Annotated in this window: 17 protein-coding genes and 1 tRNA gene; 14 read left to right on the top strand and 4 right to left on the bottom strand. The window is 65.1% G+C overall.

What is annotated here, in order from left to right; translation table 11 throughout:
* Positions 1-14 precede the first annotated feature (14 nt).
* The 5 genes from FM101_RS03230 to FM101_RS03250 all read left to right on the top strand — a co-directional run bounded on the left by FM101_RS03230 (position 15) and on the right by FM101_RS03250 (position 3,272).
* Positions 15-293, top strand: a complete 279-nt coding sequence (locus FM101_RS03230; protein ID WP_086995367.1) for an HPr family phosphocarrier protein — start codon at positions 15-17, stop codon at positions 291-293.
* 156 nt (positions 294-449) lie between these two features.
* The gene (locus tag FM101_RS03235) at positions 450-1,202 is read left to right on the top strand and encodes a hypothetical protein (RefSeq protein WP_086995370.1); all 753 of its coding nucleotides are present in this window, start codon (positions 450-452) and stop codon (positions 1,200-1,202) included.
* A complete protein-coding gene (locus tag FM101_RS03240) occupies positions 1,199-1,696 on the top strand; it encodes an SRPBCC family protein (protein WP_086995375.1) in 498 nt (165 codons plus the stop codon). The genes FM101_RS03235 and FM101_RS03240 overlap by 4 nt, the downstream gene beginning before the upstream one ends.
* Before the next feature lie 131 nt (positions 1,697-1,827).
* Complete coding sequence (locus FM101_RS03245) at positions 1,828-2,499, top strand: DUF4956 domain-containing protein (protein ID WP_086995378.1); 672 nt, start codon at positions 1,828-1,830, stop codon at positions 2,497-2,499.
* Positions 2,496-3,272 carry a polyphosphate polymerase domain-containing protein gene (locus FM101_RS03250; protein ID WP_086995382.1) on the top strand — a complete coding sequence of 259 codons (777 nt, stop codon included), beginning with the start codon at positions 2,496-2,498 and terminating at the stop codon, positions 3,270-3,272. The genes FM101_RS03245 and FM101_RS03250 overlap by 4 nt, the downstream gene beginning before the upstream one ends.
* 59 nt (positions 3,273-3,331) lie before the next feature.
* Here FM101_RS03250 and FM101_RS03255 read toward each other — a convergent pair whose 3' ends face one another.
* Together FM101_RS03255 and FM101_RS03260 are read right to left on the bottom strand one after the other, a co-directional pair.
* The gene (locus tag FM101_RS03255; protein WP_241895457.1) at positions 3,332-3,988 is read right to left on the bottom strand and encodes a peptidyl-tRNA hydrolase; all 657 of its coding nucleotides are present in this window, start codon (positions 3,986-3,988) and stop codon (positions 3,332-3,334) included.
* Between the two features lie 116 nt (positions 3,989-4,104).
* Positions 4,105-7,836: a proline dehydrogenase family protein gene (locus FM101_RS03260; protein WP_086995385.1), complete on the bottom strand. Its 3,732-nt coding sequence runs from the start codon at positions 7,834-7,836 to the stop codon at positions 4,105-4,107.
* A 118-nt stretch (positions 7,837-7,954) separates the two neighbouring features.
* Between FM101_RS03260 and FM101_RS03265 the strand changes: the two genes are divergently transcribed.
* The 7 genes from FM101_RS03265 (at position 7,955) to FM101_RS03295 (ending at position 14,234) form a co-directional block, all read left to right on the top strand.
* Positions 7,955-8,884, top strand: coding sequence for a LysR family transcriptional regulator (locus FM101_RS03265; RefSeq protein WP_086995444.1), 930 nt, complete (start codon positions 7,955-7,957; stop codon positions 8,882-8,884).
* Between the two features lie 163 nt (positions 8,885-9,047).
* Positions 9,048-10,568, top strand: a complete 1,521-nt coding sequence (gene putP / locus FM101_RS03270; protein ID WP_086995387.1) for a sodium/proline symporter PutP — start codon at positions 9,048-9,050, stop codon at positions 10,566-10,568.
* A 251-nt stretch (positions 10,569-10,819) separates the two neighbouring features.
* Positions 10,820-11,080, top strand: coding sequence for a GlsB/YeaQ/YmgE family stress response membrane protein (locus FM101_RS03275; protein WP_086995390.1), 261 nt, complete (start codon positions 10,820-10,822; stop codon positions 11,078-11,080).
* Positions 11,081-11,195: 115 nt separating this feature from the next.
* Positions 11,196-12,599: a DUF1731 domain-containing protein gene (locus FM101_RS03280; RefSeq protein ID WP_086995393.1), complete on the top strand. Its 1,404-nt coding sequence runs from the start codon at positions 11,196-11,198 to the stop codon at positions 12,597-12,599.
* A 24-nt stretch (positions 12,600-12,623) separates the two neighbouring features.
* A complete protein-coding gene (locus tag FM101_RS03285; protein WP_428844135.1) occupies positions 12,624-13,124 on the top strand; it encodes a methylated-DNA--[protein]-cysteine S-methyltransferase in 501 nt (166 codons plus the stop codon).
* Between the two features lie 16 nt (positions 13,125-13,140).
* Positions 13,141-13,539, top strand: coding sequence for a hypothetical protein (locus FM101_RS03290; RefSeq protein WP_086995399.1), 399 nt, complete (start codon positions 13,141-13,143; stop codon positions 13,537-13,539).
* A 65-nt stretch (positions 13,540-13,604) separates the two neighbouring features.
* Positions 13,605-14,234, top strand: coding sequence for a DUF2249 domain-containing protein (locus FM101_RS03295; RefSeq protein ID WP_086995402.1), 630 nt, complete (start codon positions 13,605-13,607; stop codon positions 14,232-14,234).
* On the opposite strand, the gene FM101_RS03300 is transcribed toward FM101_RS03295, so the two are convergent.
* A complete protein-coding gene (locus FM101_RS03300; protein WP_086995447.1) occupies positions 14,170-15,159 on the bottom strand; it encodes a 2-dehydropantoate 2-reductase in 990 nt (329 codons plus the stop codon). The genes FM101_RS03295 and FM101_RS03300 overlap by 65 nt on opposite strands.
* A gap of 38 nt (positions 15,160-15,197) precedes the next feature.
* Between FM101_RS03300 and FM101_RS03305 the strand changes: the two genes are divergently transcribed.
* Positions 15,198-15,728, top strand: coding sequence for a DUF421 domain-containing protein (locus tag FM101_RS03305; RefSeq protein ID WP_086995405.1), 531 nt, complete (start codon positions 15,198-15,200; stop codon positions 15,726-15,728).
* Positions 15,729-15,784: 56 nt separating this feature from the next.
* On the opposite strand, the gene FM101_RS03310 is transcribed toward FM101_RS03305, so the two are convergent.
* Positions 15,785-15,860, bottom strand: a tRNA-Ala gene (locus tag FM101_RS03310).
* Positions 15,861-16,108: 248 nt separating this feature from the next.
* On the opposite strand from FM101_RS03310, the gene FM101_RS03315 reads away from it, so the two are divergent.
* Positions 16,109-16,534: a VOC family protein gene (locus tag FM101_RS03315; protein ID WP_086995450.1), complete on the top strand. Its 426-nt coding sequence runs from the start codon at positions 16,109-16,111 to the stop codon at positions 16,532-16,534.
* Positions 16,535-16,763 lie beyond the last annotated feature (229 nt).

Below are 16,763 nucleotides of genomic sequence, written 5' to 3' on the forward strand. Positions count from 1 at the left end.
CACAGGAGAAAACCATGGCAGAACGTACAGCAACCATCGCCAGCCGCGTGGGGCTCCATGCCCGTCCGGCAGCCATCTTCGCCGAAGCCGCCGGCGAACTGGATCTGGAGGTCACCATCGCCCTTCCGGGCGAGCCCGCCGACGAGGCGATGGACGCTTCAAGCATCCTGTCTCTGATGGGGCTGGGCGCCGAGCACGGGACCACTGTGGTGCTACGGGCCGAAGGGGCAGGTGCCGATGCGGCCCTGGACCGGCTGGTGGGCATCCTCGAAACCGATCACGACGCCGAATAGGCCCCGGGGCGGGAGCCTGTGCCACCCTCTGTCGCCACGACCTGCGGTTCAGCGTTGAATCTGCTGACCGCTCGGATGAGCTCCGAGTGCCCATTTTGTGGGCCACGGCCGTGCCCAGCATGGACGGGGGGTGCCACCCGGTGCCAAGGTAGATAGATGAGCGCCACCATCAACTTCTATTTCGATCCGGTCTGCCCCTTCGCCTGGATGACGAGCAAATGGGTGCGGCAAGTGCAGGCGCAGCGCGACTACACCGTGGACTGGCGTTTCATCTCGCTGCGGCTGATCAATTCCGAGGTCGACTATGACGCGCATTTTCCGCCGGAGTACGAGGCCGGGCACACGGCAGGGCTCAGGCTTCTGCGGGTGGCCGCTCGGGCACGTTCGGAGCATGGCCGCACCTCGGTGGCTGGATTTTATGCGGCCCTCGGCGCACACATCTTCGACGCTGCCCCTGACCCGGCCGAGCAGCGGGGCGAGGGTGAGCTGCGTGAGCGGCGAGGCACGCGTGAGTTCGTAGAGCCAATTCTCGACGAGGCCGGCCTGCCCCGGGCGCTGGCGCAGGCCCTCGACGACGAGTCCTGGGACCGTGAGATCCGCCAGGAGACCGACGAGGCGCTGGCACTGACCGGCAAGGACGTCGGCACGCCCATCATTCACTTCGAGCCACCCGCCGGTGTGGCATTCTTCGGGCCGGTGATCAGCCGGCTGCCGGACGAGGATTCGGCCGTCGAGCTGTGGGATCACGTGGTCGGGCTGGCCAGATTCCCGGGTTTCGCCGAACTCAAGCGCAGCCTGCGTGAGCAGCCACAGCTGGCCGCCCTCGGCGGTGACACCACCCGTGTCGGCCGGCAAGAGGACTGGCAGGGTGGCCGAAAAGCTGACCAGTCGGCACAGGGCAAATCATGAGCCGGACAAGCATCCGCCACCACGAACAGTCCATCACGGTGGCGGCCACGGCCCCAATACTCTACGATCTGGTCTCCGACATCCGCCGGACCGGCGAGTGGAGCCCGGTATGTACCTCCTGCTGGTGGGACGATGAGTCCAGCGCCGGGCTGCCCGGAGCCTGGTTCACCGGCCGAAATGAACTCGCGCACCGGATCTGGGAGACGCGCTCACAGGTCGTGACAGCCGAGCGCGGGCGCGAGTTCGCCTGGATCGTCGGTGGCAGCTTCGTCCGATGGGGCTTCACCATGACCCCGACGGATACCGAAACGATCCTGCGCGAGTCGTGGGATTTTTTGCCGGACGGGATCGCGATGTTCGAGGAGAAATTCGGCGACGGCGCGGACGCCCAGATCAGCAACCGTACCCAGCAGGCTCTCGACGGCATCCCGAAAACACTCGCGGCGATCAAACAGATCGCCGAATCCAGCGGCACGCATGAGGACGCCCGGTAGCGCCACGCGCCTCGGGTGAACCACCAGCTCGATCCACAGGCCAAGGCGCTCTCATTCTTCTCTCCTTCTCGTCTCATCTTTGTCTCATCTTCGGTTCCTAGGCTTGTTCACCAGAGCAACGAGAGGGAATCATGTTTACGTTTTGGATGGCCTTGCTGGCCAATATTCTGGGAACCGCAGTCCTGGTGTACGTCGTCTACTTCCGCAGGCATCACCGCCGGGATCTAGCCCTGGCCTACGTCGCACTGAGCATGGGCATCTTCGCGGTCACCCTGCTGTTGACGACCAGTGACGCCGGGGCGGGTCTGGGCCTGGGCCTGTTCGGTATCCTGTCGATCATCCGACTACGTTCGAACACCCTGACCCAGGAGGAAGTGGCCTACTACTTCATTTCACTGGCCATCGGACTGGTCAATGGTCTGCACCCGGATCCTGCCTGGCTCGCACCGACGATCACCGCCGCCCTGCTGGTCGTGATGTTCGCCGCCGACCACCCCCGCTTTGCCGCGACCACGACCCGCCAGGTCGTGACCTTGGACACCGCCTACCCGCGTAGCCAGGACATGGATGCCGCCCTGGAGCAGCTGCTCGGGGCACGGATCCTCCGCACCGTGGTGCTGGAACTGGATATGGTGCGTGACACCACCGTCGTGGACGTCCGCTTCCGCGAATTGCCGGCCAAGACGTCCCGGCGTGCCCAGGAACGCACGACCGCGTCAGCCCGCCAGCAGGAAACCTCCGGGGTTTCCGCACCCGTCGCCGCGGAGCGGGAGTACGCCAACCAGGGCCACGGGTCCAAGTGAAGGCCCGGGAGGCGTTGGAAGCCGCCGTCGCCGCCCGGGAACCGATCGGGCTCCAGGAGGTCAACGAGGGTGCCGCCCTGCAGACCCGCGTGGACCATAAGTACCTGCTGACCCCCGAACAATTCACTGCCCTGGCTGCGAAGCTGGACGACAGGTTCCGGGTGCTCACCATCGATGGACGGCGTACCTTCCGTTACGAATCCGTCTACTTCGATACCCCGGAATTCGAGCAGTATCGCGCCCACCGGCAGGGCCGACGCCGCCGCTTCAAGGTCCGCACCCGCACCTATGCCGACACCGGCCTGTGCATGTTCGAAATCAAAACCAAGGGCCGGCGCGGGGCGACCGTCAAACACCGGATCCCCCACCAAATGGACGACGCCGGCCGGATCACCGACGATGCCCAAGCCTTCCTGGATGGGGTGCTCGCCGCCGAATACTCCATGTCTCCCACCGAGCTGCACCCGGTGATGGAAAGCGACTACCGCAGGGCGACATTCGTTGATCCCATCGACGGCGAACGGCTGACCTGTGATGTCGATCTGCTCTACACCGACGAGGCCCGTGCCTTACAGGGCCCCGAACTTTTCGTGATCGAAACCAAGACGGCATCGGGCCGGGGTGCGGCCTCCACCGCACTGTCAGAGCTGGGCATCCGCCCGGTCAGCATGAGCAAGTACTGTGTGGGCATCGCCATGTTGAACCCCGAACTTCCGGCCAATAAATGGAGTCGCCTACTGCGACGCAACTTCGGCTGGGAGCCCGCGGCCTGAGTCCGGCGCGACCGGTTCCTTGAGCCGGGTTCCGGGCGTCGCCCCAGGTGGCGGGCACACTAGTTGACCGCCACATAGGCAGTCGCCGACTCGGGAGCGATCTCGGTATGCCCCGCGTCGCGGATCAGTGGTCCCGCGCCCGGAAGAACAGTGCCGGCCAGCAACTCCGCTTCTCCCCTCCAGCTGATGCCGACCTGGGGGCCAGCCCGGAGCCAGGCGGCTCCCCGCTGCGGCTCGAGCTCGAGCACCCAGGCGAACAGTGCGTGGGCGGCTTGGGCTGCCGCCTTTCCAGTACTCATCCCCAGATCCTGATTGAGCACGATCATCGGCAGGCCGTCGGCCGCCGGTTCCGCCGCGCCCGCCGATAGCTGGGTTCCGGAAACCTGTAGCCGGGCCAGCGTCTTGGGCAACCCATCCATGGGCAGTGGCGGCAGGGCCAGGGCCCGTCCCCGGCCCTGGGTGGCCTCGATGGCTTCGGGATGCGCCTGGGCCGTCTTCGCATACGTTTTTGCATCAGCCCGGCGCACCGATTTGGTGACGGGGCCCGATAACCACCGCTGCCAGTCGGGATGGGAGGGATCCGCGGCATATGCCAGCACCGAAGCAAGAGCCACAGCCGCGATGCCATCGGATTCGGGGGCAGGACGGTCGCGGTCCACGAGCAGGACCATGACCTGGACCCACCCGGTCGGGGTGGGCCGGGGTTCCATGTTCATCCGGGGGCATCTTTCTGGGTGGAAGGGTTTTTGCCTCCATCGATGCTGCCATACAGACGAAGGGCGCCGGCCCGGGCTGAGAAGCCCGGGCCGGCGCCCTGATCCGTGCCGCGGATCTAGATGATCGTGTCGCTCAGGTGATCAGGTGTCCCAAAACGATGGGCCGTGATCGAGATTGCCTGTTCGCGCACGAACGGGAGCAACTCGACCCGTCCGGCAGCGACGACCGGGTGGTCGTAGATCGCCACGTCCGGCTTGCCCTGCGCCGCGGCGTAAGTTGCCTGTGAGGAGGCGCCGATGTAGCGGACCCTCGCACCGGAATCGGGTCCGGTCTGGCGAGCCAGACGCTCGACATGCGCCTTCCACATCCGGGCATCCTCGACAGCCACCTCGACGCCTTCGGAGCGCAGTGCCGCCAGGACCCGGGCCGGCAGCTCGGTGGTGACGCTGACGCTGATTCCCGCGCCCGGGCGTTCGGTGGTGCCGATGCGGCCACTGGCGCCGGCACTGGAGGTGGCCTTATGGGCGCGGAGCCCTGCGGAGACCACCCGGAGCAGTTCGGCCATCCCATGCCCCGAGGTCTCTTCCTCGTAGCGCACGGTCACCGGGACCGGACGGTAGCGGAAAATATTGCGTTCGGCCTGCAGCATGGAGACGTCCTTGACGGCGCCGAATTCCTTGACCACCTGGTGGTAGTCGGTGGCCCGCGCGGTCTGCAACCAAGCGAAGTCGGCGGGGTCGATGGCGTTGCCTGCCGCCGGTCCGGCTTCGGCTGCCACGACACCGAGGATGTCGCTACCTCCGGCGACCTCGGCGTTCGAGGTGGCCGAGGTGTCGGTCCCCGTCGCGGTGCGTACGGTGGCGTGGGAGACGGCCGCATGGGATTCTGCGGCTGCTTCTGCCTCGGCGCTGACCGGTGCATCGACCCAGGACCCCATGCCGACCAGGTAGTTCGGTCCGCCGGCCTTGGTCCCGGCACCGACGGCCGACTTCTTCCACCCGCCGAACGGCTGGCGGCGAACGATCGCCCCGGTGATGCCACGGTTGACGTAGAGGTTGCCGGCCTTGACGTTGTCCAGCCAGTAGTCCAACTCATCGGGGTCCAGGGAGTGGAGCCCCGTGGTGAGTCCGTAGTCGATGTCGTTGACCATCTCGACTGCTTCTTCGAGGGTTTCGGCGGTCATTACGCCGAGGATCGGGCCGAAGTATTCGGTCAGGTGATATTCGGAGCCACGCTGCACCCCGGTGCGCACTCCGGGGCTCCAAAGCTGCCCACTGTCATCGAGTTGGCGCGGTTCCAGCACCCAGCGTTCGCCGGTGCCCAACGTGGTGAGCCCACGCAGCAGCTTGCCTTGCGCCGGTTCGATCACCGGACCCATCTGGGTTCCGGCGTCGTCCGGGTAGCCGACCTGTAGTGAACTGACGGCATCGACGAGCTGGCTGTGGAAGCGTGGCGACTTCGCGACCGCTCCGACCATGATCACCAGTGAGGCTGCCGAGCACTTCTGCCCGGCATGCCCGAAGGCCGACGCGGCGACGTCCCGTGCCGCCAGGTCCAGGTCGGCCGAGGCGGTGACGATGAGCGCGTTTTTGCCCGAGGTCTCGGCCAGCAGCGGCAGGTCTTCACGGAAGGAACGGAACAGTTCGGCGGTCTCGTAACCGCCGGTGAGGATGAGCCGGTCGACGCTCGGGTGCGAGACGAGGCGCGTCCCCAGATCGCGTTCGGAAAGCTGGACGTAGGAAAGTAGTTCGCGCCCGATTCCTGCGGCGTCGAGCGCCTCCCAGATGGCCTGGACCATGATGGCTCCGGAGCGGGCTGCCTGCTTGGCGGGTTTGATGACGACGCCGGAACCGGCAGCCAGTGCCGAAAGGGTGGACCCGGCAGGGATGGCGACGGGGAAGTTCCACGGAGGGGTCACCACCGTCAACCGCGAGGGCACGAATGTGGCGCCGTCGACGGTATCCAAGGCGCGAGCAGACTCGGCGTAGAAGTGGGCGAAATCGATGGCCTCGGAGACTTCCGGGTCACCCTGATCGAGGGTCTTGCCGCATTCGGAGGCCATGACCTCGAGCAGTTCACCGCGGTAGGCGGCCAGCCGTTCGCCGGCGTGGTGCAGCACCGCGGCGCGCTCGGCACCGCTGAGCTGGCCCCAGGATTCTGCTGCCGCATGGGTGGCCGTGATCACGGCGTCCACTTCACCGGTGGTGGTGAGCAGATGGGATTCGATGGTGTCGCGCCCCAGGGTGCTCTGCGGAACTCGGGTCAGAATCTCGTTGGCCCACGCCCGGTTCCCGACCAGGTCGGGGTCGGTATCGGGGGTGTTGGAGAACTTCCGCTCTCCCGAAGCGTACTCGGCGACCTCCGAGGCGGCTGCTTCGGCATCATATTTGCTGCGGTCTTGGATGCGGTTCGGTGTCGGAACGGTATCGCTCAGGTCCTCCAGGGAGGCGCGGAAACGATCCGTCTCCCGTTCGAAGAGGGCCTCGTTTTCGTGGAGTTCAAAAACAGCGGACATGAAGTTTTCTTGGCTGGCCCCTTCTTCGAGCCGGCGGATGAGGTAGGAGATCGCCACATCGAATTCACCCGGGTGGACGACCGGGGTGTAGAGCAGCAGCGACCCAACGTCGGCCTTCACGGCTGCCGCCTGCCCGGTGGCCATGCCCAGGAGCATCTCGAAGTCGATACCTTCGGAAATTCCGCGGGCCTTCGCCAGCAGGTGGGCCAGTGCGATGTCGAAGAGGTTGTGCCCGGCGATGCCCAGATGCACATTGGCGATGTGTTCGGGACGCAAGGCGTAGTCGATCACTGCCTTATAGGAGGTGTCGGTGGCCTGTTTGGAATGCCAGGTCGCTGCCGGCCAGCCGTGGATATCGGCTTCCATGATCTCCATCGGCAGGTTGGCGCCCTTGACCAGGCGGACCTTCACCGGTGCGCCCCCGGAGGCGACACGTTCGGCGGCGAACTCCTGCAGTTCGATCATCGCCGGCAGGGCGTCCGGGAGGTAGGCCTGCAGCACGATGCCTGCTTCGACATCCTTGAATTCGGGCAGGGCCATGAGTCGCTTGAAAACGGCCATGGTCAAGTCCAGGTCCTTGTATTCCTCCATGTCCAGGTTGATGAACTTCCGCGGAGAGGAGTCCCGGGCCTGCCGGTAGAGCGGTGTCAGCTGATCCACGATGTTCCCGACGGCTGCATCGAAGTCCCAGTGGTTATGCGGGGCAACGCTCGAGGATACTTTCACTGAGACGTAGTCGACGTCCGGTCGACGCAGCAACCGGGAGATGCCTGCCAACCGGCGACCGGCTTCCTTCTCACCGAGGATGGCCTCGCCGAGCAGGTTGATGTTCAGGCGCACATCCTTCTGCTGGATCTTCTCGATGGCCGGGCCGAGCTTGGCGTCGGTGGCATCAACGATCAGGTGTCCGACCATTTCGCGCAGCACGCGACGGGCCACGGGGATCACCACGCCGGGCAGGACCGGGGCCATGGCGCCACCGAGCGCTACGGCCGAGCGCATGTACCAGGGCAGGAAGGAGGGGACCTTTGGGGCCAGAGCGCGCAGATTGCGGGCGGCGACCTGCAGGTCCTCCGGACGGATCACCCCGTCGACGAAACCGACGGTGAAGTCCAGGCCCTGCGGATCCTTCAGGACTCCTGCGAGCTGGCGGGCCGAGGAGTCGACGGGTTGCTTGGAACCTTCGGTCAGCCAGTGGCGGACCAGTTCGATGGCTTCGTCGGCCAGATCCCGGGGAGAAATATGGCCCGTTCCGGCGGAAGGAGAAGTAGTGGTCACGACGGTGGTGCTCCTAGCAGAAAACGACCGGTGGGGAACCGGCCTGCGCGACATGGGGCAGAGTCCCCCATCGAATAAGTATCCAATGCTCATGAGTTAAGGAAAAGCGACGAATAGTGAAGGATGATGTTAAGCAGGAATGAATCGACGATGAATCGTGAAAGGGGTCACCATGCTGGAGGTCAGGAGGTTGCGCCTTTTACGCGAATTGAGCGTCCGGGGCACGGTCTCCGGTGTCGCCGCGGCACTGAACTACAGCCCATCGGCCGTTTCGCAACAGTTGTCCCTACTCGAAAAGGAGGCAGGCGTGGCACTGTTGCGCCGCAGCGGTCGAATGCTGGCCCTCACCCCGCAGGCGCAGGTGCTCGTTGCGCACACCACCGAATTGCTCGCCGCACTCGAACGCGCCGAAGCCGCCTTGTCCAGCACCTTGCCGGTGACCTCGGGGACCGTCCGTCTGGCCATGTTCCAAAGCGCCGTCCTGGCGCTGATGCCTGCCGCCTTGCAAGCGTTGCGCACCGAACATCCGGGGATCCGCGTGGAGATGACCCAGCATGAGCCTGAGACGGCCCTGCATGAGACGTGGGCCCGTGATTTCGACCTCGTGGTCGCCGAACAGTATCCGGGCCACGCGGCCACGCACTACCGCGGATTGGAGCGACGCCCGTTGGCGCTGGACTCCATCCGACTGGGTGTGGCTGCCGACATCGCCGGATCTTCCACGGTCGAATCACTGGAGCAGGCGGCCACTCTTCCCTGGGTCATGGAACCGCGCGGCACCGCTTCCAGACACTGGGCCGAACAGCTCTGCCGCACCGCAGGTTTCGAACCGGATGTCAGATACGAATCGGCAGATCTACAGGCACACATCGCCCTGGTTCAGTCCGGGCAGGCGGTGGCCCTGCTACCCGATTTGGTGTGGGCCCACCGGGAACCTGGACTGCGGCGCATCGAAGTCCCCTCCCGCCCCTGGCGGACCACCTTCACCGCCGCACGGGAATCCAGTACACAGAACCCGGCGATCGCCGCGGTCCGCAAAGCCTTGGAGGATCAGGCCGATATCCTGGCGCGGGACACCCCACATGTGGTCACGGAAAGATAACACCCCCGTGATGCCAATCACACAGATCTTTGACAATGCCCTACTCTGAGAAGCACACACTCGCATCGCCCGGTGGTTGACAAAGGTTGACAGCTGGCCGGACGTACCTTTCCGGGGGATTCCCCGGACGCACCTTGCACCTTCCAGCCAATTGAGGAACACCATGTCTGAACAAGCATTCCAGATGGTGGCGATTGTCATATACCTTGCTGCCATGCTCGGGATCGGCTATTACGCCTACCGCCAAACCTCTGACCTCGACGACTACATGCTCGCCGGCCGTGGGCTCAAGCCCGGTGTCGCGGCACTTTCCGCAGGCGCCTCTGATATGTCCGGCTGGTTGCTGCTGGGCCTGCCCGGAGCCATCTACGCCTCCGGCCTCATCGAAGCCTGGATCGCCATCGGCCTGACCATCGGCGCCTGGCTGAACTGGAAGTTCGTCGCCCCACGCCTGCGCTCCTACACGGAGATCTCGCAGAACGCGATCACCATCCCCAGCTTCTTCGAGAAGCGGCTCAAGGATAAATCCCATGTGCTGCGCATCGCCGCCTCGGCGATCATCCTGGTGTTCTTCACCTTCTACGTCTCCTCCGGAATGGTCGCCGCGGGTAAGTTCTTCGAGAGCTCCTTCGGCTGGAACTACACCATCGGCATGGTCACCGTTGCCGTGATCACCCTGGGCTACACACTCTTCGGTGGATTCATCGGCGCCACGCTGACCGACGTCGCCCAGGGCCTGTTGATGTTCATTGCCCTGATCACCGTGCCGATCGTGGGCGTCATTGCCACCGGCGGCATCGGTGCCACGGTCGACGGCATCAAGGCGGCCCAGCCCGGAGCCCTGAACCTCTTCGACGGATTCGGTGTGGAACCAACAGGCCTCTGGCTTCTGGGCATCATCTCCGCCGCGGCATGGGGCTTGGGCTACTTCGGCCAGCCGCATATCATCGTCCGGTTCATGGCACTGCGGAGCCCCGCGGACGCCAAGGCCGGCCGTCGGATCGGCGTCAGCTGGATGGCCATCTCGGCACTGGGTGCCGTCGCTACCGCCCTGGTCGGCATCGCCTACTTCGCCGACGACCCGGCCAAGGAGATCACCGACCCGGAAACGGTCTTCCTGCTGCTGAGCCAGATCTTCTTCCACCCCTTCCTCGCAGGCCTGGTGCTGGCCGCGGTGTTGGCTGCGGTCATGTCCACGATCTCCTCCCAGCTCATCGTCTCCTCCTCCGCCCTGGTGGAGGACCTCTACAACATCGTTGGCCGGGAAACGACGGCCAAGAAGCAGGTCATGCTCGGTCGGGCCGGCGTCCTAGTGATTGCCGTCATCGCCTTCCTCATCGCCCTGGACCGCGAAGCCAGTGTCCTGGATCTGGTGGCCTTCGCGTGGGCCGGCTTCGGTGCGGCCTTCGGCCCGCTGGTGCTGCTGAGCCTGTACTGGCGCAAGCTGACCAGCACCGGTGCACTGAGCGGCATGATCGTCGCCGCCGCCACCGTGTTCATCTGGGGCAAGACCCCCGTGTTGACGGAGAACCTGTACGAGATCATCCCGGCGTTCATCCTCAACGTGGTCGTCGCCGTCGTCGTGTCAAAGATGACTGCGAAGCCCAATGACCTCATCGACGAGGAGTTCACCGCCATGGAGGACCAGGTGGCCGTAAAGCCCCGGCAGGCCACCACTAAGTAAACATCGCTCGTCGCCTCGGCGGCATGCCACCATCCGTCCCGATTCTCGGGGGGATTGACGGCATGCCGCCATTGTCGTTTCCCAGGCACCGGTGGGCATGGCGAAGCTCACAGGGCACGATTTGACCACGTATCTCCATATCGTCTATTTCTGTCAATTCTTGCTGGTACTATTTCGCTACGTCACGTCGGAGGCCTCATGCCTTCGGGGCAAAACGCCCACACCACGTGGGAATGCAAAGGAGGAACATCATGAATTTCCTGCCTTTTCTACTCCTCGGCCTCATCGCCGGCGCCATCGCGAAGGCGATCCTGCCCGGTAAGCAGGGCGGCGGCTGGATCGCCACCCTCATCCTCGGTGTCATCGGCGCCATCCTCGGCGGCTGGATCGGAAGTCTTTTCGGCAGCGGGACCGCAGGGTTCTTCAACCTCGTCTCCTGGATTTGGGCGATCGTCGGCTCGCTGATCGTCCTGGTCATCTGGGGCTTCATCACGGGTCGCCGCAAGGCCTAGGCTCCAGCGGCAACAACGAACGAGGTGGCCATCCCGCACGGGGTGGCCACCTCCTTCGTTGACGGCCCTTTCATGGCCCCCTGTTTGTCCGGCGGTTCGCGGCTAAGCTGAAACCATGGCCTGGAATCGCACGCAACAGCATGTGCTCGCAGTGGCGCCGGACGCTCTCTGGCGCATTATTTCCGATCCCTCCAGATTGCCCGATTGGAATCCTGCGGTCAGGTCCCTGGTCCCCGCCCACGACGGGGCCCTGGTTCCAGGTACCCGGCTGGCTTTCACCCCGAACCCGCCACTACTCGGCGCCGTGCATTCGCGCACCGCCCCGGACGCCGTGATCACCCGCAACCAGACTGGTACCTCCTTTGCCTGGCGTCAGCCGCAGCCCGGCGGTGGCCTGCTGGTGCACTGGCAGATCGCCGAGCATCCAGTCGGAACCCTGCTGACCCAACGGGTCGCCATCGAAGGCCATGGCTCCCTGCTGTTCACCGAGTCGAACGCCAAGCCACTGGCCTCCCACTTCGCGGAAAACTGTGCCCGCCTTTACCGACTAGCCGGTGGCACCACGGATCCGAGCCGCCGTGTGGTCATCGCCGGAGGCAGCGGTTTCCTGGGGATCCGGTTGGCCGCCCACCTGTTCTGCCGCGGCCTGGACCCGGTGATCCTCACACGCACCCCGGATCCCGTTTCGCCGTTCCGCCAGGTTCGGTGGGACGGCCGCAGTCAAGGGGCCTGGACCGGTGAACTGGCGAACACCGAAGGTACGGTCAGCCTGGTCAATTTGGCCGGCCGGCTGGTGGACGCGCGCCCCACGACGGAAGTCATCGCCGAGCTGCGGGACTCCCGGGTCGATGCCACCCGCGCCCTGGTGCAGGCAAGCCGCAAACACACAGCCCCTCTTCAACGCTGGGTTCAGGCCAGCACCACCGCCATCTACTCCGATGCCGGAGACGAACGGCTGACCGAGGACTCCCCGTTGCCCACGGCGGGCGCTGCCCTGCCGCAGATGACCGGCGTCGCCCAACCGTGGGAAGAGGCCCTCAACGGCGCCCACGCGGACCGGACCACGATCTTGCGCACCGGCATCGTCTTGGAACAGGAGTGCCCCGCCTTCGACCGTCTCTCGCTACTCACCCGCATCGGCTTGGGCGGCCCCATCGGTTCCGGCCGTCAATGGGTCAGCTGGATCCATCTGGAGGATTGGCTGCGCATTGTCCGGGTGGGCCTCGGGCTGGAACCCGGGATCGAACTGGACGAGGGGGTCGTGGTGGCCGCGGCACCCCACCCGGTCCGCAATGCCGAATTCATGGCAGCCCTGAGGTCTACGTTGGCACCGGGCCCCCTGAAGCGTTTCTCACTGCCCACCCCCGAACCGGTGCTCAGGCTCGGTGCCGCAGCCCTACGGACCGACCCTGCCTTGGGGCTGACCGGAAGGCATGCGTCCTCACGACGGCTGCCCGACGCCGGTTTCACCTTCACTTACCCCGACCTCGATGGCGCCCTGGCTGCCATCACCGGGTAGGCAGACATGCTCACATATGCGTATATGAAATCGCCCATCGGGCGGCTACGAATCTCGGCCACCGAGAACGGGCTGTCCGGCGTGCACATGGAAAACCATGCACACCAGCCCGCTGGACCGCCGGAAGGCACCGAAGTTTCCGGCGCGGGTACCCCCGCAACCATCAGCCGGGCCATCGACGAACTCCACGAGTATTTTGCCGGGATCCGGACCCGTTTCAGGGTGCCGTTGGCCCCTTGCGGGACCGTGTTCCAGCAACGGGTCTGGACCCTGCTGCAAAGCATCGAGCCGGGAACGACGCGCAGTTATGGGGAATTGGCCGCAGAACTGGGGGACCCTCATCTGACCCGGGCCGTCGGCACCGCCAACGGGCGAAATCCGATCTCGATCATCATTCCCTGCCACCGCGTCATCGGCGCCGACGGTTCGATGACCGGGTACGGCGGAGGAATCGACCGCAAGCTCTTCCTGCTCCGGCTCGAAGGTGTCCTGCCTTCGACCGAGGAACAGCCCGCATTGTTCTAACGCCCGAGGAGGCACCATGCGTACTGTCGCCATTGTCTACTACGGCCGCCACGGCCCCAGCCGGGCCTATGCCCAGGCGCTGGAAGACTCCCTCCGCGGTGCCGGGAACCTGGCCGAACAGATCCAAGTGCGCGATGCTGCAGCCAACGACGTGGTCTTCTACGACGGGCTGGTCCTGGTCGGGCCGCCACGTTTCGGCCGTCTGCATGGTCTGGCACTGGCCCGGGCCCTCGCCCCCGAACGCCAGAGCGCCGTCGTCATCATCGGCGGGAACCGTCCGGCGGATCACTACCGGCGGCTGTTCCGTCCAGCCGAGCTACCCAGTATCTCCTTCTTCCAGGAAGGAGCCCACCAGGACACCTCCGTGGTCTTCTCCACGCTGGCCCCCGTGGTGGACTGGACCAAAAGACTCTAGGGCCGCGTACCGTCCCGGCGACGGCCTCCCGGCAAAACCGCAGCCCCACCCCGAGGAGAAGACCGATGACCAGTACCGATTCCCCCGGCACCGCACCAGAACTGGACCTGCGGGTCCTGCGCGCACCGGAACGCCACCCGGCAGTCTTCGCGCAGTATGGGCTCCTACCAGTCGCGGGATCCCTCCTGGTGGTCAACGACCACGCTCCGGAGGGTCTGCACAAAGAGTTCGAGGCCGAACACCCCGGCAGCCACGACTGGCAAAACATACTTTCAGGGCCCGAAGAGTGGCATTTTCGTATCACCAAACTGGCCAGCACGCCGCTGCCCCGGGTGCTGCTGGACACCCATGCCGTGGCTGCCCGGACGGGGGAACCCGGGGTTTCGGGGGCTGTATGGAACATTCAGCTGCCTGAACGAGATTTGGATTCGAATATCATCTCGCTCGAACCGGGAGGCTCCATCGACGCTTACACCGGCCCCGAACTCGATGTGCTCATCCACGTCTTGGGCGGCACGGGTACCTTGGGCACCGAGCGGGACGACCTCCACCTCTCCCCCGGGGCCTTGGTTTGGCTGCCTCGCAAATCACGACGCTCGTTCACTGCCGGACCGGGCGGACTGCGCTACCTCACGGTGCATCAGCGCCGGCAATCCCTCGTGCTGCGGACGACGCGTCCTGATGCCCCCGCCTGACCCCCGCTGAGCCCTCCGGCGCCGCGGCGACCAACTCACCGGCACGGATCTGCACCAAAGTCAGATCCACGAGTGGGGTCTCCACCTCGAGGGCCCGAGCCCGTGACTGCAGATCGCCCAGAATATGCTCCGCCTCCGTCGCCTGTCCGGAGATCACATCACGGTAGAGCGAGGAAACGAACGTCGACCCGGGTGCGGTGAGCAGACCGACCGCCTGGTCGTGGCTGGGAGTCTTCGTGGGGTATCCGGCGGCCACTGCGACGGCCTCGGTCTCGGCGATGGCTGCGTCGATCTGGCTGCGGCCCCCGGCAGCCAGGATATTTCCCACATTATTGCGGAACAGGCAGGTGATGACCCCCGCAGCGGCAATGAACACCCATTTATCCCACAGCGACTGCAACACCTCGCCGGTTTCGAAGAGCTCCAGACCGGGGACCCGCAGCGTGTCCGAAATCCTGGCCGGGACGGCACTGCCATCGAAGGTACCGATGGTCATGGTGGCGAGGCCGGTCATTTGCCGCACCGAGCCGTCCTCGTCCAACGCGGCAAGGATCTTCACCAACCCACCCAGCGGGTTGCCGGCCGGCAGCGCACGGATCAGGTCGATATGGCGCATCCCGTTGAGGAAAGGGATGACGGTGGTGTCGGCGCCGATGAACGGTCCAGCGTCGTGTAAGGCGGCGTCCAGTCCAGTGGCCTTGACGGCCAACAGGACCAGATCAAATTCGGCGGCCGTCTGGTCTGCGGTGATGACCTGGACGGGCAGGACACGGTCACCGTCCGGGGAAATGAACCTCAAGCCGTCGCGTCGTAGTTTTTCGGCCCGGGAGGTTCGGAGCAGATAGGTGACATCGCGGCCGGCTTCCAACAATCGCGCGCCAAAGGCGCCTCCGGTGGCTCCAGCGCCGACCATCAGGATTCTCATATCGACAGTATCCCCCACCCCCATGCCAGAATGTCCCCATGGATTCGAGTTACTTCTGGACCGGCTGGGAGCCGATCATTCATACCTTGCTCATCGGCATCGTCGGCTACCTTGTCTTGGTGATCCTGCTGCGCGGGACCGGGCCACGCACGATGGCCAAAATGACGCCGCTGGACTTCGTCATCGCCGTGACCCTGGGCTCGACGTTCGGCCGCACCGTCACGGCAGTTGATGTCAGCCTCGCCCAAGCGGTGGCGGCTCTGGTGCTGCTGGTGGGAGTGCAGTGGGCCCTGGCCGGCATCCGGGCGCGCTGGAACGTCATGCGCCGGGTCCTGGACTCACCTCCGGTGCTGCTCTATTACAACGATGAGCTGCAGCACCGTGCCCTACACCGCCACCGGCTGACGGAAGCCGATGTGCACACCGCCGCCCGGCAGTCGGGGCAGGGGTCTCTCGCCGATGTTCAGGCGGTGGTCCTGCAACAGGACGGCTCCCTCGGAGTCATCACCCGTTCCGCGATGGGCGATGGCTCCAGCATCCTGCCCTACGCCGAACGCGAAGGCGAATAAGTCCCCCATGCAAAGAGGGCTTCCCGGTTCCAATGAACCGGGAAGCCCTCTTCCTGTGGTGGAGGTAAGGGGATTCGAACCCCTGACCTTCTGCATGCCATGCAGACGCGCTACCAACTGCGCCATACCCCCGCAGGTCATCCCCGCCGCCGTCTTCCGACGTCCGGGACGATTCAATAATCTACAGCACCCGCCCCGTGATGCGCCAATCGAGGGCAGGCCGGGCCGGGCAAAGGCAGCGGGAACGACGCCGGGACTCCGACAGGAAGTGCCTCAACGGATCCTGGTTCTGGCTCCTCATCCCTTCCCAAGTCCGCCGGCCGGCGGCAGGATGGATGCAGGGCACCACAGTGTCCGTTCCCCGAATGAAGGGCACCACCATGAGCATCGGAATGACCCCCTACCTGAGTTTTGGCGGTAATACGCGTGAAGCCATGGAGTTCTACACCTCCGTTTTCGGCGGTGAACTGGCCGTGCTGACCTTTGCCGAGGGGATGGGCGAAAAAGATCCGGAGCGGGCCCAAAAAGTCATGCACTCCTCGTTATTCGTTGAACGCGGCATCCATTTGATGGCCAGTGATCCGGGACCGGGATGCGATCCCACCCCGAACGGGACCATCTCGTTGAGTTCGGACGGGACGGCAGGCCAGGACGCTGACAACCTGCACCGCTGGTGGGACCAGCTCGCCGGCGAAGCGACCGTCACCATGCCACTCGAACAGGCACCCTGGGGGGATTCGTTCGGGCAGCTCACCGATAGGTTCGGCATCAGCTGGATGTTCAACATCACGGCCCAGCAAGGCTAGGCTCCGCGGCGTCTTCGAGACCCATCGCGCGTTGGCTGTTCCGGAGGGGAACATGGCCAGAAGGCTGAATACGGTGGATCAGCCCACCTCGTCCAGGTGCCCCGCCTGCCGTGAGAGCATCACGGCCCGCGTCCCGAACCCAGCTCAGGAAAGCCGTTATGCGCACAGAACCCCGGGCTGTCTCTTATACACATCACCGAGCCCACGAGACACACGCTAATCTCGTATG

This window comes from Arthrobacter rhombi (assembly GCF_900163545.1).
Classification (GTDB): Bacteria; Actinomycetota; Actinomycetes; order Actinomycetales; family Micrococcaceae; genus Arthrobacter_H; species Arthrobacter_H rhombi_A.